The organism is Pseudoalteromonas sp. BSi20429 (assembly GCF_000238895.1).
Lineage (GTDB): Bacteria > Pseudomonadota > Gammaproteobacteria > Enterobacterales > Alteromonadaceae > Pseudoalteromonas > Pseudoalteromonas arctica.
The window spans coordinates 16,808-42,917 of record NZ_BADV01000006.1 but is presented as its reverse complement, the minus strand read 5'-3'; the positions used below and the strand labels follow the sequence as shown (position 1 = coordinate 42,917).

22 protein-coding genes are annotated in these 26,110 nt (G+C 40.4%); 15 read left to right on the top strand and 7 right to left on the bottom strand.

Annotated elements, in window-relative coordinates:
* Nucleotides 1-67: 67 nt before the first annotated feature.
* The 7 genes from P20429_RS18270 (at nucleotide 68) to P20429_RS18295 (ending at nucleotide 4,636) form a co-directional block, all read left to right on the top strand.
* Complete coding sequence (locus P20429_RS18270) at nucleotides 68-544, top strand: FxsA family protein (protein ID WP_007580034.1); 477 nt, start codon at nucleotides 68-70, stop codon at nucleotides 542-544.
* A gap of 110 nt (nucleotides 545-654) precedes the next feature.
* Nucleotides 655-942, top strand: a complete 288-nt coding sequence (locus tag P20429_RS18275) for a co-chaperone GroES (protein WP_007580032.1) — start codon at nucleotides 655-657, stop codon at nucleotides 940-942.
* A 48-nt stretch (nucleotides 943-990) separates the two neighbouring features.
* Nucleotides 991-2,637 carry a chaperonin GroEL gene (gene groL, locus P20429_RS18280; protein WP_007580030.1) on the top strand — a complete coding sequence of 549 codons (1,647 nt, stop codon included), beginning with the start codon at nucleotides 991-993 and terminating at the stop codon, nucleotides 2,635-2,637.
* 193 nt (nucleotides 2,638-2,830) lie between these two features.
* Complete coding sequence (rnk, locus tag P20429_RS18285; protein ID WP_007580029.1) at nucleotides 2,831-3,244, top strand: nucleoside diphosphate kinase regulator; 414 nt, start codon at nucleotides 2,831-2,833, stop codon at nucleotides 3,242-3,244.
* Nucleotides 3,245-3,383: 139 nt separating this feature from the next.
* Nucleotides 3,384-3,665 (top strand): hypothetical protein, encoded by a 282-nt coding sequence (locus P20429_RS19095; protein WP_033026207.1) that lies wholly within the window; start codon nucleotides 3,384-3,386, stop codon nucleotides 3,663-3,665.
* 92 nt (nucleotides 3,666-3,757) lie between these two features.
* Nucleotides 3,758-4,192, top strand: a complete 435-nt coding sequence (locus P20429_RS18290) for a VOC family protein (protein ID WP_007580025.1) — start codon at nucleotides 3,758-3,760, stop codon at nucleotides 4,190-4,192.
* Nucleotides 4,193-4,198: 6 nt separating this feature from the next.
* Nucleotides 4,199-4,636, top strand: a complete 438-nt coding sequence (locus P20429_RS18295; protein ID WP_007580023.1) for a hypothetical protein — start codon at nucleotides 4,199-4,201, stop codon at nucleotides 4,634-4,636.
* Nucleotides 4,637-4,649: 13 nt separating this feature from the next.
* Here P20429_RS18295 and P20429_RS18300 read toward each other — a convergent pair whose 3' ends face one another.
* A complete protein-coding gene (locus tag P20429_RS18300; protein WP_007580020.1) occupies nucleotides 4,650-6,125 on the bottom strand; it encodes a bifunctional ADP-dependent NAD(P)H-hydrate dehydratase/NAD(P)H-hydrate epimerase in 1,476 nt (491 codons plus the stop codon).
* A gap of 234 nt (nucleotides 6,126-6,359) precedes the next feature.
* Between P20429_RS18300 and gmk the strand changes: the two genes are divergently transcribed.
* The 5 genes from gmk (at nucleotide 6,360) to P20429_RS18325 (ending at nucleotide 12,039) form a co-directional block, all read left to right on the top strand.
* Nucleotides 6,360-6,980: a guanylate kinase gene (gmk, locus tag P20429_RS18305; RefSeq protein ID WP_007580018.1), complete on the top strand. Its 621-nt coding sequence runs from the start codon at nucleotides 6,360-6,362 to the stop codon at nucleotides 6,978-6,980.
* Between the two features lie 125 nt (nucleotides 6,981-7,105).
* Nucleotides 7,106-7,381: a DNA-directed RNA polymerase subunit omega gene (gene rpoZ, locus P20429_RS18310; protein WP_007378835.1), complete on the top strand. Its 276-nt coding sequence runs from the start codon at nucleotides 7,106-7,108 to the stop codon at nucleotides 7,379-7,381.
* A gap of 388 nt (nucleotides 7,382-7,769) precedes the next feature.
* A complete protein-coding gene (spoT, locus tag P20429_RS18315) occupies nucleotides 7,770-9,875 on the top strand; it encodes a bifunctional GTP diphosphokinase/guanosine-3',5'-bis pyrophosphate 3'-pyrophosphohydrolase (protein WP_007580016.1) in 2,106 nt (701 codons plus the stop codon).
* 12 nt (nucleotides 9,876-9,887) lie between these two features.
* Nucleotides 9,888-10,280: a RidA family protein gene (locus P20429_RS18320; protein ID WP_007580015.1), complete on the top strand. Its 393-nt coding sequence runs from the start codon at nucleotides 9,888-9,890 to the stop codon at nucleotides 10,278-10,280.
* 151 nt (nucleotides 10,281-10,431) lie between these two features.
* Nucleotides 10,432-12,039: a DUF342 domain-containing protein gene (locus P20429_RS18325; RefSeq protein ID WP_007580013.1), complete on the top strand. Its 1,608-nt coding sequence runs from the start codon at nucleotides 10,432-10,434 to the stop codon at nucleotides 12,037-12,039.
* 49 nt (nucleotides 12,040-12,088) lie between these two features.
* Here the strand turns inward: P20429_RS18325 and asnA are convergent, their stop codons facing one another.
* A complete protein-coding gene (gene asnA / locus P20429_RS18330) occupies nucleotides 12,089-13,084 on the bottom strand; it encodes an aspartate--ammonia ligase (RefSeq protein WP_033026202.1) in 996 nt (331 codons plus the stop codon).
* A 197-nt stretch (nucleotides 13,085-13,281) separates the two neighbouring features.
* On the opposite strand from asnA, the gene asnC reads away from it, so the two are divergent.
* The 3 genes from asnC to recG are packed head-to-tail and all read left to right on the top strand — an operon-like array spanning nucleotide 13,282 to nucleotide 16,608.
* On the top strand, nucleotides 13,282-13,740 hold the full coding sequence (gene asnC / locus P20429_RS18335; protein WP_002958822.1) for a transcriptional regulator AsnC: 459 nt from the start codon (nucleotides 13,282-13,284) through the stop codon (nucleotides 13,738-13,740).
* A gap of 41 nt (nucleotides 13,741-13,781) precedes the next feature.
* The gene (gene trmH, locus P20429_RS18340; protein WP_007580009.1) at nucleotides 13,782-14,468 is read left to right on the top strand and encodes a tRNA (guanosine(18)-2'-O)-methyltransferase TrmH; all 687 of its coding nucleotides are present in this window, start codon (nucleotides 13,782-13,784) and stop codon (nucleotides 14,466-14,468) included.
* Between the two features lie 58 nt (nucleotides 14,469-14,526).
* Nucleotides 14,527-16,608 (top strand): ATP-dependent DNA helicase RecG, encoded by a 2,082-nt coding sequence (gene recG, locus P20429_RS18345; protein ID WP_007580007.1) that lies wholly within the window; start codon nucleotides 14,527-14,529, stop codon nucleotides 16,606-16,608.
* Nucleotides 16,609-16,793: 185 nt separating this feature from the next.
* Here the strand turns inward: recG and P20429_RS18350 are convergent, their stop codons facing one another.
* The 5 genes from P20429_RS18350 to P20429_RS18370 all read right to left on the bottom strand — a co-directional run bounded on the left by P20429_RS18350 (nucleotide 16,794) and on the right by P20429_RS18370 (nucleotide 26,022).
* Nucleotides 16,794-18,926: an alpha-galactosidase gene (locus P20429_RS18350; RefSeq protein WP_007580005.1), complete on the bottom strand. Its 2,133-nt coding sequence runs from the start codon at nucleotides 18,924-18,926 to the stop codon at nucleotides 16,794-16,796.
* Nucleotides 18,927-19,248: 322 nt separating this feature from the next.
* Complete coding sequence (locus P20429_RS18355; protein ID WP_007580003.1) at nucleotides 19,249-20,727, bottom strand: SLC5 family protein; 1,479 nt, start codon at nucleotides 20,725-20,727, stop codon at nucleotides 19,249-19,251.
* A 52-nt stretch (nucleotides 20,728-20,779) separates the two neighbouring features.
* Nucleotides 20,780-21,541: a SapC family protein gene (locus P20429_RS18360; RefSeq protein WP_007580001.1), complete on the bottom strand. Its 762-nt coding sequence runs from the start codon at nucleotides 21,539-21,541 to the stop codon at nucleotides 20,780-20,782.
* Between the two features lie 12 nt (nucleotides 21,542-21,553).
* A complete protein-coding gene (locus P20429_RS18365) occupies nucleotides 21,554-23,080 on the bottom strand; it encodes a tryptophan halogenase family protein (protein WP_007579999.1) in 1,527 nt (508 codons plus the stop codon).
* A 194-nt stretch (nucleotides 23,081-23,274) separates the two neighbouring features.
* Nucleotides 23,275-26,022, bottom strand: a complete 2,748-nt coding sequence (locus P20429_RS18370; RefSeq protein ID WP_007579998.1) for a TonB-dependent receptor — start codon at nucleotides 26,020-26,022, stop codon at nucleotides 23,275-23,277.
* Nucleotides 26,023-26,110: the final 88 nt, after the last annotated feature.

The window sequence follows — 26,110 nt, the reverse complement described above, 5'->3', positions numbered from 1 at the left end:
AAAGAGACCTCGTCACCCTCATTTATATTTCATCAACTCTTTTGAGTGTCATTATTTAGAGAGCGCTATGTTTAGATTTTTATTTGTGTTGTTTATTATCATCCCTATTATCGAAATCGCTTTACTGATTCAAGTAAGCGACGTGATTGGCGGATTTGCAACAATTGCACTTGTTGTTATTACTGCGATTTTAGGTGCCAAAATGGTTAAAACACAAGGTATGGGGGCGCTGCAAAACGTACAAGCGCAAATGGCGCAAGGGCAAATGCCAGCCAAAGAATTATTTACCGGAATATGCGTTGTAATTGCAGGTGTATTACTCCTTACTCCTGGCATTATGACTGACGTATTTGGGCTACTATTATTAACCCCTGCAATTCGTAACAAATTGGCTGCAGGCCTTGCTAGCCAAGCAACTGTTAGAATGAGCGCAGGCATGCAACAAGGGCCATCGCCGTTTGCTGGGCAGCAACATGCTGAACGAGAGCAAGGGCAAATGGAACGACCAACCACTATTGATGGTGAATATGAGCGAAAAGATTAAAAATTTATCGTTTTTTCTCTTGGAATTTTTCACTCTACCCCCATTAATGAATGCAAATTAGAAAAGCTTTTTTCTGTACTGTTCAGAAACTGTTAGGAGAACTAAAAAACATGAACATTCGTCCTTTACAAGATCGCGTAATCGTTAAACGTCTAGAAGAAGAAACAAAATCTGCTGGCGGTATTGTATTAACTGGCTCTGCAGCTGAAAAATCAACTCGCGGAGAAGTTGTAGCCGTAGGTAATGGTCGCGTTTTAGAAAACGGTGACGTGAGAGCGTTAGAAGTTAAAGCCGGTGACACTGTGTTATTTGGCTCATATGTTGAAAAAGTTGAAAAGATCGAAGGTCAAGAGTACCTGATCATGCGTGAAGATAATATTTTAGGCATTGTAGGCTAAACCTACTTTTCGTTTATAAACATTTAAGAATTTAGAGGAATTTAAAACATGGCAGCAAAAGAAGTACTTTTTGCAGGTGACGCACGCGCTAAAATGCTAACTGGCGTAAACATCCTGGCAAACGCAGTAAAAGTTACATTAGGCCCTAAAGGCCGTAACGTTGTACTAGATAAATCATTTGGCTCACCAGTTATCACTAAAGATGGTGTATCTGTAGCAAAAGAAATCGAACTTGAAGACAAGTTTGAGAACATGGGCGCACAAATGGTTAAAGAAGTTGCATCTAAAGCAAATGATGCAGCCGGCGATGGTACAACTACCGCTACAGTACTTGCACAGTCTATTGTTAATGAAGGCCTTAAAGCTGTTGCAGCGGGCATGAACCCAATGGATCTTAAGCGCGGCATCGACAAAGCAGTTATTGCTGCTGTTGCAGAGCTTAAAGCGTTATCTGTTCCTTGTTCTGATACTAAAGCAATTGCACAAGTAGGTACTATTTCAGCTAACTCTGATAAAGAGATTGGCGACATCATTGCACAAGCAATGGAAAAAGTAGGCCGTAACAGTGGTGTTATTACTGTAGAAGAAGGTCAGTCACTTGAAAACGAACTAGATGTTGTTGAAGGCATGCAGTTTGACCGTGGTTACTTATCTCCTTACTTCATCAACAGCCCAGAAAAAGGCACTGTTGAACTAGATAACCCATTTATTCTACTTGTAGATAAAAAAATATCTAACATCCGCGAATTATTACCAACATTAGAAGCGGTTGCTAAAGCAAGCAAACCACTACTAATCATCGCAGAAGACCTTGAAGGCGAAGCACTAGCTACATTAGTAGTTAATAACATGCGCGGTATTGTTAAAGTATCAGCAGTTAAAGCACCTGGTTTTGGCGACCGTCGTAAAGCAATGCTACAAGATATCGCTGTATTAACTGGCGGTACTGTTATTTCTGAAGAAATCGGCTTAGAGCTTGAAAAAGCAACAGTTGAAGACCTAGGTACAGCTAAGCGCGTAATTATCACTAAAGATGATACAACAATCATTGATGGTGCTGGTGAAGAAGCGGGTATTAGCGGTCGTGTTTCACAAATTAAAGCACAAATCGAAGAAGCAACATCAGACTACGATAAAGAGAAACTACAAGAGCGCATGGCTAAATTAGCTGGCGGTGTTGCAGTAATCAAAGTAGGTGCTGCTACTGAAATGGAAATGAAAGAGAAAAAAGACCGCGTTGAAGATGCATTAAATGCAACTCGTGCAGCGGTTGAAGAAGGCGTAGTACCTGGCGGCGGCGTTGCACTTGTACGTGCAGCTAGCAAGCTGGTAGATTTAGTTGGCGACAACGAAGATCAAAACCACGGTATTAAAGTTGCACTTCGTGCGATGGAAGCGCCACTTCGTCAAATCGTAACTAACGCTGGCGAAGAAGCATCTGTTGTAATTAACGCAGTTAAAGGCGGCGACGGTAACTTTGGTTACAACGCAGCAACTGGCGAATACAACGACATGATTGAAATGGGTATCCTAGATCCAACTAAAGTAACACGCTCTGCATTACAGTTTGCAGGGTCTATTGCGGGTCTAATGATCACTACTGAAGCAATGGTAGCTGAAATCCCAAAAGATGAAGCTGGTGGCGCTGATATGGGTGGCATGGGCGGAATGGGTGGTATGGGCGGCATGATGTAATCATCCCCTAAACACCTAGCTCAAATAAAAACCCAGCTTCGGCTGGGTTTTTAGCTATTGGGCACAAATAAAGTAAAAGCCACAGGTGTGGCTAATTAATAAAATGACTTCGCGTATCCCTTTGCTTCTTAAATGCATGCCAAGCCATACTCAGAGTTAATTTTATTTATTAAAAATTATTAAGGATATTAAGATGAATAAAAAACCTGAACTAATCATCTCATCACTCGATGCAGATAGATTGTATGACTTAATGGAATCATTGCCTGCAGGTAGCTTTGCTAATAAAGAAGAATTGGAAGCTGAACTGGCACGAGCAACAATAGTCGAACCTAAAGATATGCCATCGTCAGTTGTAACGATGAACTCAACTGTAAACTTTATTGTTGAGTCTTCTAAAGAAGAATTTACGTTAACCTTGGTGTACCCAAAGAGCAGTGACTCTAGCGGCGATAAAATATCGATATTATCACCCGTTGGTAGCGCATTACTTGGGCTAAACCAAGGCGACGAAATTGAGTGGCCTAAACCGAGTGGCGGCTTAATAAAGGTAAAAATAAAAGAAGTAACCTATCAACCAGAACGTGCTGGTGAATTACACAGATAAACACTTTATGCACTTAGTACTAAAAATCGATTTAAAGTAGACCCAGCCTCGGCTGGGTTTTGCTTTTTATTATAAAGCAGATTGATATTGTTTAATTTATACCCACATCTAAGTTACGTATAACTAAGATTTATATTAAATGGATTTATTAAATAATAACGGAATATTCATCTTCTTTGTTTTTGTTGCCCTTGTGACTGGGTTATTTTCATTCGTAGTTTGGGCTATGCTCAAAATGGTCACGTGGGGTAAAAGTATGTCTAAGGGGGCTTATTTATTTTTAGCATTCTTTCCGCTTATTTCTATTATTCCTATCCCACCGCCTACATACGAAAATGTACAAAAAGCAAAACAAGAACAAAAAAAACGCAAAGAAGACTCAGGTGATCCACCCGATGATGAAGACGAACTCGTAAGTTAATTCATATTACATACTGCGGGCATATACCTGCGTAATCGTTTACTAAATATGATAAAAAGCACATTTATTTAATAGTACGGAGTGAGCTAAACATGACTAACGTTCAACAGCATATTGGCAGCATTGCATTAGTTGTTAAGGACTACGACGAGGCAATTGAGTTTTATACTCAAAAGCTTAACTTTGAGTTAGTGGAGGATACTGATTTAGGAGAGGGTAAACGCTGGGTGTTGATTTCACCTCCAAATTCAAACGGGGCTAGTTCAAATGGGACTAATTCGAGCAGGACTAATCTACTGCTTGCTAAAGCCACAACGCCTGAACAGATGAGTGCTATTGGTAATCAAACGGGTGGTCGCGTGTTTTTATTTTTGCATACCGATGACTTTTGGCGAGATTATAATTTAATGCTTTTTAAAGGCGTTACATTTAACGAAGAGCCTAGAGTAGAACCCTATGGCACCGTAGCGGTTTTTGAAGACTTGTATGGTACAAAATGGGATTTATTACAGCTTAATAATCAGTGAGATAAAATGCTGTTAAATATAAAAGCAAAATTTTTATTAAGCGCAGGAGTTATTGCATCTGCAGCGGCTGTATGGCATTTACTTTGTATATGGGGTGGCACTAGTTGGTTTATATTTGCTCGCGCCCCAATACAAATAATAGAATCATCACAGCAAGGTACATTCCTTGCGCCTTTAGGTAGTATTGCAATAGCTGGACTCATGTTTGCCTGTACTGCATTCGCCTTATCAGCAATTGGCTTAGTGCGTAACATAGTACTTACTAGAACCGCTTTAATTGCTATTGCAACCTTGTGTATCATACGAAGCTTAATAATTATCCCTGCATTAATACGAGCCGATACGTGGAATATTATAGCGAGCAGTGTTTGGCTTTATGTAGGTGTATGCTTTTTAGTGGGTGCAATAACGTTCCACAATTTAAAGCCGAACACTGATAGTTGAGTGACGCTTAAACTCACGTCACTTTATTTACTAACTCCCTTACAATTGGGAATAGATCACTGGGTAGCATTCCCCTTTGCCCATCTCGCTCACTTGCGATATCACCGGCTTTAGCGTGCAGGGTTATACCATAGCGTGCTGCTTCATCAATATTTAAACCTTGAGCAAGTAATGCCCCAATAATACCAGTGAGTACATCGCCACTACCGCCAACTGCGAGTGCTGGGTTACCATCTTCACATACCCACGTGTGCTCAGCATTATCTATTAATGTTCCAGCGCCTTTTAATACACAAGTCGCGGTATAGCGCTTGGCGCAAAGGCGAGCATAATTAAAACGATCAGATTCGATTTCGCTGGTGCTAACACTTAGCAGTCGCGAAGCTTCGCCGGGATGTGGAGTAAGTACGCATTGCTCTAACGTGTATGATGAAGCTTGCTTAGCCAGTAAATTAAGGGCATCTGCATCTATAACCAAAGGCATTTTATTGTTTTGGCAATATTGCATTACTTCATCGAATGTTTGTTGTGCCCACTCGTCTTGCCCAAGCCCTGGGCCAATAACAACGCAGCTTGCCCACTCTAGCGCTTGATGTAAGTTATTACTGCTTACCATAAGTTCTGGTCTACCAATACTAATAGGCGTTATTGAGCTTTCGTGTGTATACACTCTTACCATGCCAGCACCCGTTCTAAGAGCTGCTTCACTACTTAACCTAATTGCACCTGCAGTACCTTGATTGCCACCAACACATAAAAGCTTGCCATGGCTTCCTTTGTGACTATTGATTGCCCGCGTGGCTATTCCTTTAAAGCTATTGATATTAACAAGGGTTCCTGAAGATTGAGCGATACAAGTAAACGCATCACCAATTGCTAAATCATCAAATACTAACTTACCGCTATATTGTTTACCTGCCGTCGTTGTGAGCCCTTGCTTTATACCTACAAAAGTAACGGTTGAAGTCGCTTGTACTGCGCACCCTAAAGGCTGTCCTGTATTTGCTTCAATGCCTGATGGAATATCAATGCTTATTACGGGCTTACCACTGTTATTTACAGCGTTAATTATATTCGCAAAATTATCGCGTACGGCGCTATTAAGCCCAGTACCAAGGAGCGCATCAATAACTATATCGCACTTATTAAGAGTGTCTTTTGTAAAATGAGAAACAACCCCACCCGCTTCTATCCATAGCTGCTGCGCTTTTGCTGCATCACCAGTTAATACTTTATTAGGCTCAGCTGCGCATACTGTTACCTTTTTACCTGATTGCATAATAAGCCTAGCTACAACGTAACCGTCTCCAGCGTTGTTACCATGGCCAACAATGACTAATGTATGCTGTGCATCAAATAACTGCCATTGCTTATATACAGCCTCGCCTGCACGCTGCATTAGGGTAAATAAATCACAATGACTATTTTTAGCCGCTAAAGCTTCATTGTCTCTTACTTGTTGTGCGGTAAATAAAGTTTTATTGAGCATGACGGCTCCTTTAATAGGTGATACTTCACCTTATCAAATACTTATATCTAGCGGCTAGTTCTGTAGGCAATTTTAAACTGTAATTTTATTTAAAGTCTAACTTAGTAAAACACTGCCACTTCAATTTGAGCATGGCTCACTTGAGCAAGGTGAGCTAATTAAAGTACAATACAGTTAATTAAAGGCTTGGCTTACTTGTAACCCAAGCCTGTTTATTTTTAGGTAGAGAAAAACATGGCACAAACTCGCGGTAACTTATTTATTTTGTCAGCCCCTTCTGGTGCTGGTAAATCAAGCTTAATCAATGCGTTATTAAAAAAACACGCTGACATGAAAGTATCTGTATCACATACAACTCGCGCCCCTCGCCCAGGTGAAGAAAATGGCGTGCATTATCACTTTGTATCTACAGACGAATTTAAAGCGCTTATTGCCAAAGATGACTTTTTTGAATGGGCTCAAGTATTCGATAATTACTACGGCACATCAAAGCAGGCTATTGAGTCGCAACTTGATGCGGGTATTGATGTGTTTTTAGATATTGATTGGCAAGGCGCGCAACAAGTGCGCAAAATTATGCCAAGCGTACAAACTATTTTTATTCTACCGCCTTCAAAAGAAGAATTAGAACAACGCTTAAATAACCGTGGCCAAGATTCGGCTGAGGTTATTGCCTCTCGTATGGCAAAAGCACAATCTGAAACATCACATTATAACGAATACGACTTTGTAATTGTTAATGATGACTTTGAGAGCGCACTTGCCGACATAGAAATGATTGTAATGGCTCAACGCTTAACACTAAAAGCGCAAGAAGATCGTCATCAAGTTTTACTAAATAGTCTGCTTAAATAATTTAAGCTTACTTAAATTAGGCTTAGGCAAGTAAAACTGATAAAAATTGAACACTGGCTATTGGCGAAAGTGGCTCCTTGGAGTAAACTACGTCTTTGCTTTTAAATTATTTTTGGAGTGCTGTGATGGCCCGCGTAACAGTTGAAGATGCAGTAGATGCAGTTGGTAATCGTTTTGACTTAATTTTAGTTGCGGCTCGTCGTGCCCGCCAAATTGCTGTTGGTGGTAAAACTCCACTAGTAGACCCTGAAAACGATAAGCCAACGGTAGTTGCTTTACGTGAAATTGAATTAGGTTTAGTTGATAGCGCTTCAATGGACTTAATTGACCGTGAAGAACAACAACACCAAGAAGCAGCAGAATTAGCTGCTGTTGCTGCCATTGTTGGTGGCAACCAATAATCGACCTCCCGGTCTGATTTAGCCAACGGCGCAGTATTTCTACTATAGCCGTTGGCAATCCTTTCATTTCATCGTATATTCGTAGCTTACCTAATTTGCTTCACTAGGGCCTGTTTATCTTTCGAGGTTAAATTTGCAGCAGTATGCTTGGTATTTAGGCAAGGCAGAGTCTATGTAGTGTGGTTATTTCCCATAAATAGGCGATAACGCAGCATAAATGCAAAACATGCGCTGCCCAAAGGGTTCTGCCTAGGGGCAATTTACTCTTTGTTGCTCGATTTTTACTTAGCCCGCTAGGCTAAAAACCTCGCGCCGCGATTAAATCGCCCCTAGATTGAACAAATTTTAATCCTGAAAGGTCAACAGGCCCTAGAACATTGGAGTGTGAATGTATCTTTTTGAAGGTCTTAAAAAGAAAATTTCAGAATACTTGCCCGCTGCTGATGTAGAGCTGGTTCAAAAATCTTACGTGGTAGCCCGAGAGGCCCATGAAGGACAAACTCGCTCAAGTGGCGAACCTTACATAACTCATCCAGTAGAAGTAACCCAAATTCTTGCAGGCATGCATCTTGACCATGAAACGCTCATGGCCGCGCTAATGCATGATGTAATTGAAGATACTGATTTTAGCCAACAAGATTTAGCCGAAATTTTTGGCGAAACTGTGGCAGAACTCGTTGAAGGTGTAAGTAAGCTCGATAAGCTCAGCTTTAAAGATAAAAAAGAATTCCAAGCTGAAAACTACCGCAAAATGATTATGGCAATGACTCAGGATATTCGAGTTATTTTAATCAAGCTTGCTGATAGAACGCACAATATGCGTACTTTAGGGGCACTGCGCCCAGATAAGCGCCGCAGAATAGCACGTGAAACGCTTGAGATTTACGCGCCAATAGCAAACCGCTTAGGTATTCACGATATTAAAAATGAGCTTGAAGACTTAGGTTTTCAAGCTTTATATCCTATGCGTCATCGCGCACTTAAATCTGAAGTAGCTAAAGCACGTGGTAATCGCAAAGAAGTTATCACTAATATCCAACATGAAATAGAAGCACGTCTTGAAGAGTCAGGCATTAAAGCGACTGTGTCAGGCCGTGAGAAACATTTATATAGTATTTATAAAAAAATGCTTAATAAAGAACTGCTATTTAACGAAGTTATGGATATTTACGCGTTTAGAATTGCAGTTGATTCTATGGATACGTGTTATCGCGTATTAGGTGTGGCTCATAGTCTTTATAAGCCTATAGAAACACGCTTTAAAGATTATATTGCTGTACCAAAAACTAATGGTTACCAATCGCTTCATACTTCATTAGTTGGCCCACACGGAATACCTGTTGAGATTCAGATTCGTACTCACGATATGGATCAGATGGCCGACAAAGGTGTAGCGGCGCACTGGATGTATAAAAAATCAGGTGATGGTGCCGGTAATACTTCGCAGCAACGTGCTCGCCAATGGATGCAAAGCTTATTGGAGCTTCAGCAAAGTGCGGGTTCATCGTTTGAATTTATTGAAAACGTAAAAACTGAGCTATTCCCAGAAGAAATTTACGTATTTACACCTGATGGTCGTATTGTTGAGCTACCAATGGGCGCTACCGCAGTCGATTTTGCGTATGCGGTTCATACTGATGTAGGCAACACTTGTGTAGGCGCTCGCGTTAATCGCAAGCCACATCCTTTAAGTAGGCCATTAGATACAGGGCAAACCATAGAGATAATAACAAGCTCAGGTGCCCACCCTAATGCAACATGGCTAAACTTTATTGTTACTGGTAAAGCACGCTTAGGTGTTCGTAATTACCTTAGAAGCCAGCATCATGAAGAAGCTATGCTTTTAGGGCGTCGTTTACTTGATTCGGCATTAGGCGAAAACAAACTAGATAGCATTGCTGATGAAAATATAGCGAGAGTACTTGAAGAGCACGAACTAACTACGCTTCTTGAATTACTTGTAGAAATTGGCTCTGGTAACTTAATGAGTATGTTAATTGCCAAGCGCTTATTGCAAAATGACAATGACGATTTAACTGATATAACAAGCCAAGCTAAAGCGACCATTATTGGTACTGAAGGCATGTTAGTGAATTACTCTAAGTGTTGCCGACCTGTACCAGGCGATGCCATTACGGCTCATATAAGCCAAGGTAAGGGCCTGACCGTTCACCGCCAAGAATGTAAAAATATTCGTGGTTGGGAAAATGAGCGTTCTAAATACTTAGTTGTAAAATGGGACGATAACCCAGAAAAAGAATATATTGCAGCTCTGAGAGTTGAAATTATTAACCATCAAGGCGCGTTAGCTAAGCTAACCAATGTTGTCGCTACAACCCAAGCCAATATTGTCGAAATTGCCACCGATGAAAAAGAAAGTAATTTATACGTGATAGATTTAGGGGTTACCGTTAAAAACCGTATCCACGTTGCTAACATTATGCGCCGCATTCGCGTTATGCCTGATGTACAAAAAGTCTATCGTAAAAAATAAAATAGGAAACACATGAATAAAGCATTTATCTCTACCGACAAAGCACCTGCAGCTATTGGTACTTACAGCCAAGCAGTTAAAGTAGGTACCGCTGTTTATTTATCTGGTCAAATTCCATTAGTTCCAGAAACGATGGAAATGATTTCAGAAGATTTTAGCGAGCAAACGCATCAAGTATTTAAAAATATTGCTGCGGTATGTGAAGAAGCAGGCGGAAAAATTCACGATTTAGTTAAAATCAATATTTACCTAACTGATCTATCTAACTTCGCCACTGTAAATGAAGTGATGAGCCAATACTTTAAACAACCTTACCCAGCTAGAGCTGCATTAGGTGTTCGTGCACTACCAAAAGGTGCACAAGTTGAAATAGACGGAATAATGGAATTACCTTCTACCAATTAAGTATTACAGGCTATAGAGCTTCTCTATAGCCTTTATTTTTCGCTCCACACTTCGTTTTATCTGACTTCTTGACTCAAATGTAAATTTCTAGCAATCTGTAGTTGTGTTTTAAAAAACAAACTTAACTTAAGTAGTAAAAAAGGATTAACTCGTGTTTAAGCTTGCCAACAATGGAAATGTTTTACTTGATGTAAAAGAACATATTCCTCCCAGCGCTGCATTTATTTTAGAGGCTCTCGAAAAGTCAGCTTTTTGCGACTGTAAAATAGATCATGACGCTATTAATGATTTTTTTAAAAACGAAAACACACAACAAACTCTCGTTGTAGCAACAAAACACAATGCCACTTTAAATGTAACAATTAGCGACGATAAAATGCTGGCCATTGGCGAGCTAACGCTTGCCCAAGGTGGAAAGTTATTAAGCTTAGAAGATGCAAAAAAACAACTCGTTAAAGCAGGTATTGTACGTGGGTATAAACAAGCTTTTTTAGAACAGCTGCTACAAAAACAATCTGAACACTCTGCGGGATCTGTCGTTAAGGGGATATTAGCTAAAGGTAGGCTCCCAAGCGATGGTTTAGCCACTAAACTAATAACAACCGTAGAGACTTTAAAAGACCGTTTAAAAGCGCCCAAGCTCAAAGAAGATGGCAGTGTGGATATGCGCGACTTTGGCAAGCTTGCAAGCGTAGAACCTGGCTCTGTGCTTATTCGCCAGCAACCAGCAACTCCCGGTAAAGAAGGTTTTACTGTAATAGGTGACATACTGCCCGCAAAACCCGGAGAAAATAAACAATTAGTCGCCGGCGAAGGCACTGAAATATCAAAAATGAATCCGCTTGAGTTAGTCTCTACTATTGCTGGTGTTCCGGTTGAAATTAATAATGGTATGCGTGTCGACGATATTTTTACCATTTCAGATGTAAATGTAAAAAGCGGCCATATTGACTTTCAAGGCAGTGTTATTGTTACTCGCAATATAGACCCAGGGATGAAAGTAACTGCCAAAGGCGATATTACTATATTTGGCACGGTTGAATCTGGCGAGCTTACTGCAGGCGGAAACATCACGGTTAAACAAGGCATTATTGGCCATCAAAAAATGGATAGTAAGTCACTTTCTTGCAAGCTAATTGCGCTAGGTGATATTCATGTATCTCACTCACAGTATTGTTACCTCGATGCAAATAATATTTTTATTGATCGCCAAACAAGCCATTGTGTAATAAAAGCTAAGCGCTTACTGCAAGTAGGCCAATCCGACTTACCTAAGGGTAAAATATTTGGGGGTGAAATACTTGATGCAACAACTCTCATTGCTGGCGAAATAGGGAATGAATCAGGCGCTAAAATGATTATTAACCTAGCGGCTTCTGGCGCTGAAATAACAGCGGATACTGATAATTGCTTTAAAGACTTAGCTAAAACAGATGCACAATTAGATACGCTGCAAGCAGCGCTAGAAAAAACTGATTTAGTGAAGGATGCCGAAAAGAAGAAAATATTAATTACTAAAATTGGAGCTACTCAAAAACATTACTGTGAGCAAGCAGAGCTATTAGAAAAACGTCTTTCAAACTTAGATCACGACTTACACGATTTACTTAGCGACGCTAATTTAACGGTGAATTCTGTTTTGCATTCAGGTGTAGAGATTCATATTTTTGATAAAGTACTTAAAACAATCCGCAATTACCCTCCGTGCAACGTTAAACTTTTAAATAATAAAATTGAAATAGAGTTTAAAACACACTAAAAAATTGAGTGCTCTATTGAGCACTCAAATTAACTCACTTTTTTACAATTTAAAGTAAGCCACTTACCGTATCATAAGTTTGACTTGGCCATACACCCACTTGTACTTGGCCAATATGCTGCTTTTGTAGCAATAGCATAGCCAAGCGAGACTGCCCTATTCCACCGCCAATCGTTTGCGGAAATTTACTTTGTAGTAGCGCTTTATGCCAATCAAACTCTAAGCGGTCTTCATCTCCAGTTGTACTTAACTGCGCTTTTAAAACCTCAGGGCTTACACGTATACCCATTGATGATATTTCAAATGCATCTTCAAGTACTGGGTTCCATACTAAAATATCACCATTTAAACCCATATATTGATCGCATGTTGGCGTAGACCAATCATCGTAATCTGGGGCTCTTACATCATGAATTTTGCCATCTCCAAGCGCGCCACCAATACCAATCAAAAATACAGCACCATATTCTTGTGCAATGGCTTTTTCGCGTTGCTTAGCACTAAAGTCAGGATACATTTTACGTAGCTCTTCACTTTGCACAAACTTAATATCGTCCGGTAAAAAAGGCGTTAAGCCATAAGACTCTCTTACAAAAGCTTCCGTCTCTTTTATCCCTTTATAAATAGATTGAACAGTTTGCTTTAGTGTTGCCAGCGAACGCTCTGTCGTTTCGCTAATTACTTTTTCCCAATCCCACTGATCAACATATACAGAATGAATAGGGCTTAATGAATCTTCATCTGGGCGCAAAGCTTTCATTTGAGTGTAAATACCCTCACCAACACTAAAGCCATAAGTTGCCAGTGTTTTACGTTTCCACTTAGCCAGTGAATGCACCACTTCGTAGCGGCTATCTGTAATCGCTTTCACATTTACAGCAACTGCGTTTTCATGGCCGCTTAAGTTATCTTGCGTACCGTCGCCAACCTTAGCCAAAATTGGGGCTTGAACCTCAACCAGCCCAAGTTGGGTTTCTAGTTGTTGTGAAAAAAATTGCTTAACTTTACTTATTTGCTGCTGTTGCTGCACATAGTGTGAACTCATAATAATTGGCCTCATTCCCAGTTATTGTTACTTGCTTAATTGATAAAAAGCGCTCTAACTAGCGCCATTAATGAAGTTAATGTAACGATTTAAAGGATTAACTCAACATCCCATAACAAAAATAGCTTTAATATATAAAAACCATTAATTAAGTGGTATAAAAACCATATATTCGATAATTTTATGACAAATATATAATGGAAAATTATTTAATCGATAATCTCGATAAACAGATACTTCATGCGTTAATGGCAAATGCCCGTACTGCGTATGCCGAATTAGCAAAAAGATTTAATGTAAGCGCAGGGACAATTCACGTAAGAATTGAAAAAATGAAGCAAGCAGGGATCATTACAGGCACCCAATTAACGATTAATACTAAACAGCTAGGCTACGATGTATGCTGCTTTATAGGTATTAATTTAAATAACGCACGTGATTACCCGCAAACGCTTATAAAGCTAGAAGCATTGGAGGAAGTGGTAGAGGCTTATTACACAACAGGTAACTACAGCATATTTATAAAGGTAATGACAAAGTCCATTGATCACTTACAAGATGTGCTGATTAATAAAATACAGGCAATAGAAGCCATTCAGTCAACAGAAACACTTATTTCTCTACAAAACCCAATTAGCCGTACGGTAATGCCTTAACTGCAAAAATCTCGTATAATTGCCGAAAAAAGAGGATAACCATGCAGCAAACTCGCTATCAAAGAATCGAAGACGTACTTTCGCGCCGTCAAACAGACCTAACCGTGTGTTTAGAAGACGTGCACAAACACCATAACTTATCTGCAATAGTACGAAGTGCTGATGCGGTTGGTTGCCATCACGTACATGCTGTATGGCCTGAAAAGCAAAAATGGCTAACAAATAATACCTCAGGTGGCAGTAAAAACTGGCTAGAAACGCACCTGCATAGAAATATTGATGATGCAGTTACTGCAATGCGTGAACGCAATCCAGAAATACAAATACTAGCGACTCACTTATCAGAAGATGCCGTTGATTTTAGAGAAGTAGATTACACCAAGCCAACGGCTATTATTGTTGGACAAGAAAAAACAGGGATATCAGAAAAAGCCCTAGAATATGCCGATCAAAATATTATTATTCCAATGCAAGGCATGGTGCAATCGCTAAATGTTTCGGTTGCTGCTGCGCTAATATTGTTTGAAGCACAGCGCCAACGCGAGCTGGCTGGTTTATATAATAGAGATATGTTGAGCGCCGAAGTTAAACATCCACTTTACTTTGAAGGCTGCCACCCTATTATCGCAAGGCAATGTAAACAAAAAAAATTACCTTATCCTGCACTTGATGAAAACGGCGAAATAGTCGCTGACGAGCAATTTTGGCAAGCTTTAAAACATACTTGATGGACTAAAGCTCTGTAAGTACACTTAGCCTACTCACAAATAATAAGATTGATACACTTTGTCTAAACCTAGCTTAAATCAATACCCAATTACAGAGCTCAAAGGGGTCGGCCCAAAAATGGCTGAGCGTTTGTTAAAGCTAGGTATTTTAACTGTGCAAGATATGCTTTTTCATTTGCCACTTCGCTATGAAGATCGCACTCGCTTATACGCGATTAGCGAGTTGTCACTGCATAGCCATGTGAGTGTTGAAGCAACAATTGAAACAAGCCAAATTACATTTGGTAAAAGGCGCATGCTTGTTTGCCAAATCAATGATGGTACTGCCAGGCTAACACTACGATTTTTTAATTTTACCGCCGCACAAAAAAACGCATTTAGTGCAGGTAAAATAATACGTTGTTTTGGTGAAGTGCGCCGTGGCCGTGTTGGCTTTGAAATGAGCCATCCTGAATACAGCATCAGCGATACTTCCAACGAGCAACCAGTAGCGACAACATTAACGCCCGTTTATTCAACAACCGAAGGTTTAAAGCAACTATCGATTAGAGCTTTAAGCGAACAGGCTATTGATTTACTACATAAATACTCAGTAGAAGAACTACTGCCTTCACAGTGGCAGCCATCAAATATGCCACTAAGTGACGCCTTATTATTACTGCACCGCCCACCAAATGATGTTGATGTAACTGCATTAGAGCAAGGTACTCACCCTGCTCAACAGCGCCTTGTATTTGAGGAGTTACTTGCTCAAAACCTCAGCTTATTGAAAGTAAGAGAGCAAGGGCAACAAGTTAAAGCCGTGGCATTAAATCCGGTAAACACATTAGAAAGCCAATTTTTAGAGCAACTTCCTTTTGCACCCACAAATGCGCAAAGCCGCGTAGTTGCTGAAATTAAAGGCGACATGCAACACGCGTATCCAATGATGCGTTTAGTACAAGGCGATGTAGGCTCAGGTAAAACCCTAGTAGCAGCACTTAGTGCACTAACAGCCATTGCGCAGGGCTTTCAAGTAGCTTTAATGGCTCCTACTGAAATTTTATCAGAGCAACATGGCGTTAATTTTACAACGTGGTTTAATCAACTAGGTATAACCGTTGCTTGGCTTGGCGGTAAAACAAAAGGCAAAGAGCGCGTAGCAACACTTGAAAAAATAGCCTCTGGTGAGGCGCAAATGATTGTAGGTACTCACGCTTTATTTCAAGATGAAGTTAAGTTTAATAACTTAGTGCTTATCGTTATCGATGAACAACACCGTTTTGGTGTCCACCAGCGTTTATCACTGCGCGAAAAGGGTAAGTTTGGTGATTGTTACCCTCATCAACTAGTTATGACCGCAACACCTATCCCACGTACGCTCGCTATGACAGCCTATGCCGACTTAGAAACCTCTGTGATTGACGAGCTGCCACCAGGGCGTACGCCAATCACAACAGTAGCACTTCCAGATACTCGCAGAGACGATATTATTGCCCGCGTTAAATTAGCGTGTAACGAGCAAGGCCGCCAAGTTTATTGGGTGTGTACACTTATTGATGAATCTGAAGTACTGCAATGCCAAGCCGCCGAAGACAGCGCACTGCAGTTAAAAGAAGCGCTACCAGAGCTAAACGTAGGCTTAGTACATGGCCGAATGAAATCAGCTGAAAAACAAGCCATTATGAGCGAGTTTAAAGCAGGTAATATACATGTTTTAGTTGCCACGACGGTTATTGAAGTTGGTGTAGATGTCCCTAATGCGAGCTTAATCATTATAGAAAACCCTGAGCGCTTAGGCTTAGCACAGCTGCATCAGTTACGTGGGCGAGTTGGCCGTGGCGCTACTGCATCGCATTGCGTGCTTTTATACCACGCACCGTTGTCTCACACCGCTCAAAAACGATTAGGAGTACTACGCGATAGTAACGATGGTTTTGTGATAGCTGAGCGCGATTTAGAAATTCGTGGCCCTGGTGAAGTACTCGGTACAAAACAAACAGGGTTAGCCGAGTTTAAAATTGCCGATCTTACCCGCGATAAGCACATACTTAATCAAGTAAGACCGATTGCACAGCAAATGCTTAAGCAACACCCAGAGGTTGTTGACCCACTAATTCAACGTTGGTTGGGTAACAAGCAAAATTACGCGCAAGCGTAACCACTCTATTTTCGATACTTTTGAGTTTACTAAGTTAATTTACTAAATTAGCTTACAAAGGATATAAAAAAGCCAGCCCTAAACAATATAGAGCTGACTACTGATATCTAAACTAAGCTAAGCTAAGCTAAGCTAAGCTAAGCAGCATAAAAGCGATTAGCGCCTTTTACTGCTCTTAGTTAAATTTAAGCTTTATTAAGCTCAAAAATAAGCGATGTTTGCGGAAATGATATTGGCATTTGTAAGCCAAACTGCATTAACGCTTCACCTGTAAATGTTTGACCATTTACCGCAGCAATAGAAGATGGGCGATACTCTTCAAATTTTACCGGCCACACTAAATTAAGTGTGTACTGCGCATCGGCATCTAGGCCAACAAAACGAAGCTTATTAGGCGCTGTACGCGGTGTTTCGCGAACGCTGTTATAGGCAAATAACGCTTTTGTTTTTTGCTCATCGATTAAACCAAAGTTAATTGATAAATCGTCGCTATCTAGGCGGTATAAATCGGCGCTATGAATAAACTCACGATGCTCTTTGTGTAGTGCTATTGCCGCTTTAAGTGCATTGTATTCGTGATCGGTCAGCTCACGTGGGTCCATTTCAATGCCCATGTGGCCAAACATTGATACCGCAGCACGCATTTCAATGCTCACATTACGCCCTGTGATATGACAATCACGTGGGCCTACGTGTGCACCCATAACCGACGATGGGAAAAAGAACGAACATCCACGCTGTATTTCAAGGCGATCTAGCGCATCGTTTGAATCTGACGTCCATACACGGTCTGTGTGTGCAAGTACGCCGTAATCTACACGTGCACCACCTGACGAACAGCTTTCTATTTCAAGCCCTGGGTGCGCCGCTTTAATACGGTCAATTAAACGATAAAGTGCTAATGTTTGCTGGTGCACTGCTGGCTTACCATCAAAATTACCCGCATGGTTAATATCGCGGTTCATATCCCATTTAATGTACTTAATAGTTGGGTATTCAACTAAAATATCGTCAATTGCTTTGTATAGGTACTCAACAACCTCAGAGCGCGTTAAATCAAGTACGAGCTGATTTCTAAAGCTTAACTGTTCGTTATTTTGGGAGCCTAAAACCCAATCAGGATGCGCGCGGTATAAATCGCTATCAGGGTTGACCATTTCTGGTTCAAACCAAATACCAAACTCCATACCTAAGCTATTCACATGATCAATGACTGGTGATAAACCATCGGGGTAAATTTTGTAATCTACTGTCCAATCACCTAAACCAGCGTTATCGCCACGGCGGCCTTTAAACCAACCATCATCAAGTACAAAACGCTCAATACCTAACGGCGCTACTTTGTCGGCTAGTTGCTTAAGCGTATCTACGTCGTGATCGAAGTAAATGCCTTCCCATGTGTTGTAATGCACAGGGCGCGTTTTTTCACGCTGTGCTTGGCTAAGTAAATTAGCTTTAACAAAACGATGAAAATTACGAGAAAGCGCACTAAAACCTTCACTCGAAAACGAGCCATAAATGCTCGGGCTTTGATACGTTTGACCTTTAGCAAGCGTAAGCTCACCAGGAAGTAATAGCTCACCCATTTGTACATAACGACGACCTTCAGCTAAAAGCTCTGCGCGTAGTTTATTATTACCACTCCAACCTAAATGAAAGCCGTAACATTCGCCGTGCTGCTCGCCTGCATTTTCGTTATGCACTAATAAACCAGGAAATACATCGTGTGATGTTTTGCCTTTACGGTTTTCACGAACAAAACTGCCTAAGACTAAATCAACCGATTGACGCTGGAATTCGTTTGACCAACGACCTTCAAAGCTCACTATTTTGCTTACGCTATCTGGCAATTGAAATGTTGGCGCGGCGCAAAAATTAACGCCCAGTGATGAGTCACCTAAATTAGTTAATACAGTATGAGCGCTTAGTACGTCAGTGCTTTTATCAAGTGTAATGCTGTGCACGACTTCAATACCACGAAGCTTATCTACGCTTACAAATTCAAGTGTTGCGGCTGAAGGCTGACGAACTTCTTGAAGTTGTGGCCCTACTGACCATGCGATTGAATCATTTACTAGCTCAAGCCCTGGCGCACCAGTAAAGCCTTCGCCTAATAACGGAGATAGAGAAATAGGCGCTTCTTCAACCACGGCACATTTTACTTCTTGACGCGTAGCAAGCTGAGTTAGCATTGTTTCTGTTGTTTGCTCAGATAGGCGTTTACCAAAGTACAGTAACGCCGGTGTTTTGCTCTGGCAGTCGAAAATAACGGTGCTGTTTACACTGTCTAATCGATAAAATGATTTAGTGTCGGCCATGATTTTCCTATCCTCTTGTTCATTGTGTGAGTTATAAATATAACGAAAATTAGTAAGCTACACTATGTGCTAAATGTATCTCTTTGCTTGAGCCACAATCTATCAGACAGTGATATTCAATAATAATAGTATATATCATATAAATTAGGTTTTGATAGTCTTTACATCGCAAATAGTCAGATAAACTCACTGGAAGTACCACTGTAATAAAAAGTATTAAACTAACCTTCGCTTTGAAGTTGTCATGTTGCTTTTAATACATATAAAAAAATCGGCCAGAGTTTCCCCATGACCGATTTTGTCAGCTGAAACTATTTATAATCTATTTTTGTACTTGTGCTTGGCCTGCGTCATCAAGTGCCGGTGTTTTACCTGCCCACTGCGCATTCAAACCAAATACCACTTTATTTACTATCAATGCAAAGGCTACACATACAATCAGTGTAATTGGCATTAAGTGAATGTAATGAATGTCAGTATGTAGTGGTGAGTTTGCAAATGTAAGCATGCCGTACATTACAACACCTAAAATTACTGCTGCAATACCTGCACGTGCATCCACATTTTTAAATAATAAGCCCACTACAAAAATTGAGAATATAGGCATACTTAATAAGCCATTTAATTGCTGTAGTAAGTTAATAATGCTATCTGCTTGCTGGTAAATTGGTACAAGTACCAGTGTTAAGCTTGTGAGTAGCAATGTTACGTAACCACTTAGCTTTACAACACTTGGCTCTTTATTAAAGTACGCTTCGTGAATGTCACACACATATAGTGCTGTAGCTGAATTTAATAAGCTGTTGTAAGTAGAAAGTACAGCTGCTGCCATTGCCGCTGCGAACACACCGGTTAACCATGCTGGCATTACATCACCCACAATTCGACCATAAGCAGCGTCGCCAATATCGCCATAAAGTTTAAACGAAATAATACCCGGTAATACCACAATTGCAGGGACGATTAAAAAACGAATACCCGCAGCTGCAAATATACCTTTTTGCGCTTCTTTAACATTAGGTGCTGCCATTGCTCGCTGTGTGATTGTTTGGTTAGTACCCCAGTAATACATTTGAATAAAGATCATACCGGTTAAAAGTGTTGGCCACGGAATAGGTGAGTCAGCATCGCCTATGAGTGTTAAGCGCTCCTCAGGAATACCCGTAAAGTCATAATCAATCGCATTAAGTGCTAAAAACACGACTAAAACAGCCATGCCTAGTACAAGTATGCCATTGTAGGTATCGGATACAGCAACTGCTCGCAGACCGCCAAAAAACGCATAAACAGCACCAATAATGGCAAATGCGGTGGCGATATACATTAGCGGAATATCAACCTTAAACATGGTTTGCATAAATAGCGCGCCAGAATAAATAACCGCTGGCATATAAATAAGTGCATTACCTAAAAAGAATAAACCACCAATAACAGCGCGAATATGTTTGTTGTTATAGCGCTTTTCTAAAAGCTCTGTGGTCGTTGTACAGTTGTATTTGTAATAAACAGGAATGAACACTTTGGCTAAAATAATCAAACCTATAATTGCTGCAAGCTCCCACCAAACCAGTAAAGCCATTTGGTTACCATTCATACCTACAAGCTGATCAGTACTTAAATTAGTTAATGTGATTGAACCTGCAACAAACATCCAAGTAAGGCCACCGCCCGCTAAAAAATACTCTTTGGTTTGGCTTTGTCCGTTATTGCGATTTTGGCCTCGGCATTTCCAATAAGTAAGGCCACCAATTAAAGCGGTGACAAAAACAAAAACCACCAGCTGTAAAATGTTATCTGACATGTGTGTGTCTCCTGCGCGTTATGCGCAATGTCTGTGTAATAAAAAATGCACGCTACAGCGCGTGCGCATCTCGACTTAGTTCTAACTTAATCTGCTTTAAAGGCATAAGTTCGGGACGTTGGTTATGCAGCTTTACCAATGCATTTAACTGAAACAGAGAAATAAGCATACTGTTAAGCACACTTAAGTAACCCTGCTTTTGTAGTTCTGCAATGGTATTGCTATCTAATGTTTGCAGTTTGTCTTCATCAACGGTGCTCAAACCTTGAATAGTTTGGGTTTCGCCTTGTTCAAACTGCAATACAATATCTATGTTTTTAATAAGCCCTAACCGCGCAACTTCTTGGGTAAATTGATACGTTTGATAGTCATTTTTTAAGTCGCTTTCTAACAGTTTTTGCTGTGCACTTAAAAATAAACTCGGGTTACCTTTAGCATCAAATAGTGCCTCACCTTGCTGCGTGTTTACGGCTGAGCTTTGATCATCAATCGCGATAAAATAATCGCTACTATTTGCTTCTCGGGTCATTAAATAAAGAGGCTGGGTTTGCATACATACCGGTGTGTAAAGTGCCCGCCATTGGTTGTTATTAACCAATAAACTTTGACCTGCACTAAAGCTGGTTAACGCTGATACTGTATAACTGCCATTTTTTGTATTACGTGCTAAAAAAATAGGTAAGTCGCAGGCTGCTTTTGCTATTTCATTTGCTCTTAAATTAACTAAATGCTGCGTTTTTGCGTATTCAACGGCTGCATTGGGGTTAATTTTTAATGTTTGGTGTTTGGTGTTTACTAGTTCACTAATAGCCATAGTTACACATCCTTAAACTGGGTTAGCTGCTAACCACTGCTCTATAAAAGCACGGTGAGGTGGCAAAGTTTGCAACATCTGCTGTGTAAGCTGGCTGTTACGTTCAATTATTTGTTTGGCTTGCACATGCTGTGAATACAAATATGCTTGCTTAGTAAAGTCAGGCTTAAAGCCCATACCGTACAAAACATACTGATAACTGGCGGCAGGGAATAACTCTAATGCGCCATGAAAATCTTGAATAAGCGGGCCACGGCTTCCCCAAAGAAGTAAATCTTCTTGCAGGGTTTGTGGAATAGTATTGGGCTGTACATGTGCTTGCCAGTAAGGCTCTGAGCGCTTGGTTAGCATGTAATGAAGCTTTAAAAAGTCGATAATACGCTGCCAGCGGTAATCCATTTGCTCGTTAAAGCGTTTAGCTACTATAGGCATTACTCGTGTATCTGCTGGCATGTGCTCTGCTACAAAGCGTGCTGAAATTTCAACAAGCATAATAGCGGTTGCTTCAAGCGGCTCTACAAACCCTGCTGACATACCAATAGCAACACAGTTTTTATGCCAAAACTTCTCACGGTATCCTGATTCAAAACTAATTTTACGGGCAGTTAAACCGTTTGCTGCATCGCCTAAATAGTCTCTTAGGTTTTGCTCTGCTTCATCGTCTGATAAAAATTTGCTTGAATAGACATGCCCTACACCACGGCGATGCGTTAAACCTATATCCCAAATCCATCCTGCGTTGTGCGCTGTTGCTATGGTATGGCTGGCTAAGGAGTTATCGTTTTCATCGTAAGGGACTTGCATCGCCAGTGCGCTGTCGTTAAATAGCACGTGGTCCATTTTTTTAAACGGTACGTTGAGCGCTTGGCCTAATAACAATGATGAAAAACCAGTACAGTCTATAAATAAATCGGCGTTTATAGTGCGGGTTTGATCTTTTAGAGTAAGCTCATTTATTGCACCACCGTCATCAAGCTTTACCTGATCAACAGTACCAATAATATGCTCTACGCCAAGCTTACTTTTACAATGCTGTTTAAGCATTTCTGCAAAAGCGCCGGCATCTAAGTGATAAGCGTAATTACAATTACCTTGATATTCACCCTGCGCTATACCTCTTGGGGCTAAGCTTGCTTCGCAAATATCATGTTGAAAATTAGTTTGCTGTGCAAAGTCTTCAACATTATCTAAATAAGGGGCTAAATCTATGCGGCCGTAGCCTAGCGGTACAGTAAATGGATGGTAGTAAAAGTCATTATTGCCGTGCGTCCAATTTACAAACTTCCCGCCTTGTTTGAAGGTAGCATTACAGGCTTTAAACACATCGACTTCACGCAAGCCTATTTGCTGAAGTGTGTTTTTCATCGTGGGCCAGGTACCTTCACCTACGCCAATAGTTGGAATGTCTGATGATTCAACCAACATCACTTTTAAGCCGTCACCATTTTGACCTTGGTGATACGAAGCTATAATTGCAGCGCTCAGCCATCCTGCTGTACCACCGCCAACTACCGCTACTGTTTTTATTGCTTTATTCATAATGGACTACTCTTTGAGTATTTCTGATAACGTTTTATACAACAAATGCCCGTTAGGGCATTTTGATTTAATGTGTATTCATTTTGGCCAATTAGGTTAACTAATATACATTACTGCTAAATTAACCTAATTGGTATTAGCACCTTGGTGCTGTAATGAAAACTAAGAGGCGAAAAATACGCCTCCATCATTAATTAAAACGATCCGCGAATACCAAACGCGTAACGTGAGCCATTATCTTCTACTGAATAGATTTGGTTAGCAAAACGACCTGTTTGCACTAACTCTTCTTCAGTGATGTTGATGCCTTCAGCAAAAATAGTGAAGTTTTCGTTAATATCGTAGCTTGCACTAATATCCCACTGGCCGTAAGTTTCTACGTTCACTGGTTCACCATTAAAGCCGTTATCAACTAAGCGTAAAAAGCCTTCACGGTTGTTAAATGCAACACGTGCTTGCCAGTTTTCTTGCTCATAGAAAAATATTAAGTTTTGTGAATCCCCAAGACCTTCTAGTGCAAATGTTTGTGTAGTATCGTCACCCACACTAATGTCGCTATTCACAACAGTTGCATTAGCAATAAAACCAAAGCCATTTTCAAACATGTGAGTAACACCGACTTCAAAGCCGGTTACAGTTGCAGACTCACCATTTTGAGGACGACTTACAGTGTAAACTTCTGAACTACCAATAAGTTCGTCATCTGTTTGATCTGTACATGTAGTACACGCAAAATCAGGGCCTGAACGATCAGACATTTCGTATGTTTCGGCACCTGTTAGGGTAACAATAAAGTCATCTACTTCTTTACTAAATACTGCAAAGCTAAATAAGTTAGCATCGTTGTAGTACCACTCGTAAGAGATATCCCAGTTTTCTGATTGGAATGGTTTAAGTGCTGGGTTACCACCACTTGCCGTTAAATTTTGACGACGTGGCTCGTTAAAGTTTGTCGCAGGAGATAGCTGAGACATCGTTGGACGAGTGATACTGTCGTACGCTGCAAAGCGTAGAATCATGTTGTCTTGCAGCTCTAACTTAACATTTAAAGACGGTAATAAGTTTGAGTAGCTAGTACCTTGTTCAATGCTTGTAGCTGGGCCAAATACGTTAGCAAACAATGTCGCATCTGACGTTGGAATAACATCGCTAATAAAGCTTTGTATTGCAGCAACTTCAATATCAGTTTCTGAGTAACGCGCGCCAAAGTTAACTGTTACAGGCATATCTGAAAGGTCAAAACCAAGCGTAAAGTCCATGTATAAGCTAGTGATGTCTTCGTTAATTGTGTAACGGTTATTTTGTAGTGTTGGTTCTACTGGGAAACCTTGATCGGCTAAGTAATCAAGCATTTTATCGCCATCGTAGCTATAAAATGTATCGATTAAACCAGGGAAGTAGTTACTCGCTGTATAAGCTTCAAAATCAATTGCATCAAGTGGTGCTTGTGTACCATAACCACAGAACTGACATTGGCTACCAAAGATTTGAAAGCTTGATTTTTCACGTTCTTGGCGATAAGCACCAAAGTTAATGCGATCAACGGGGCCTTTATCTGGCACATATTCAAAATCGGCTTTTACTTCAGTAATTTCATCTTCATCTGTAAATTGATTACCAATTTCGTTGTAATGAAGTCGCGCTAGGCTTGGATCTGGCAACGAACCATTTTCAAAACCATCATGCTGTACAGTAGGAATGCTGCCTGTACCGTCAAAAGTATAGCTATTGATAACACCTACAACGTTAAAGCGATCTCTACCCGCACGGTCGTTTTCGGCTGTTGAGCGAGATACATCAAATTTAGCTTTTAATGACTCGTTTACTTGCCAATCAACGTTAATACCAAATGCTTTATTAGTTACATCACGTGAGTTACGTGTATGTGATACAAAGTCACTTGCAGGGTCGCCACTTGGCGCGCCTAAGCCAACTTCTTGAGAGAAAGTTAAAAGAGTACCTGTTTCTGGATCAATCGTTGCACTACCTACGCGGTCTGGTTCAAACCAAGATGCTAAATCGCGTACTGTTGAATCAACTTCAAATTTTGAAATCATGCCATCAACAGTAATCGTAACATCGTCAGACGGTGCATATTGTAGTACTAAACTTGCGTTTGTTCGTTCGCGGTCTTGCTCATCAACAACTTGATCCCAGTTACGTGGAATGTAGGCATTTTCAAACAATACACCATCCGTTGGATTAGAGATTGTTTGGCCACCGCGCCAACCAGCCGTTAAAATTTGGTTATTTTGAAGTTTACGTTGTTGATTAGTGATGGCAAAAAGCACACCTAGCTTGTCATCGTTAAACGTATTACTTATTAAGAATGATGTTGATGGAGATACTTCTTCAGAAAGGCTTTCGTACATACCTTTAACTGAACCTAAAATATGTAAACCACCAAAATCAAAAGGACGTGCTGTAGTTACGTTAACCGTACCACCAATGCCGCCTTCTTGAAGAGTTGCTGTATTACTTTTATAAATATCAGCGCCGGTGATTTGATCCGCCGCTAATACATCAAAATTAAATTCACGACCTGCACTGTCTGTCGCAATTTGACGACCATTAACAAGTACAGTATTAAATTGTGGACCAAAACCACGAATAGTTACCGCTTGGCCTTCACCACCACTACGGTCAATTGCTACACCTGTAATACGTTGCAGAGATTCTGCTACGTTTAAATCAGGAAATTTACCAAGATCTTCTGCTTTAATCCCGTCTGTAACAACATTAGATGCTTTTTTATCTAACATTGATGAACGTAAGCTGCTGCGGATACCCGTTACTGCGATAACTTCAACATCTTCATTTACTACTGTAGGCGTATTGCCTTCAGCGCCTTGAGCTGCAACGTTTCCGCTTGCCAATATGCCTGTGATAGCAATACTGATCGCGGTTTTCTTGTTGAACGATAACTTATTGTTAATTATCATTTTTTAAAAACTCCTGATTGTGTGTAGTCGTTGTGTCGTTGTGGTAGTGCATATAGTTTCAAATACTATTTATATTATAAATACTTTA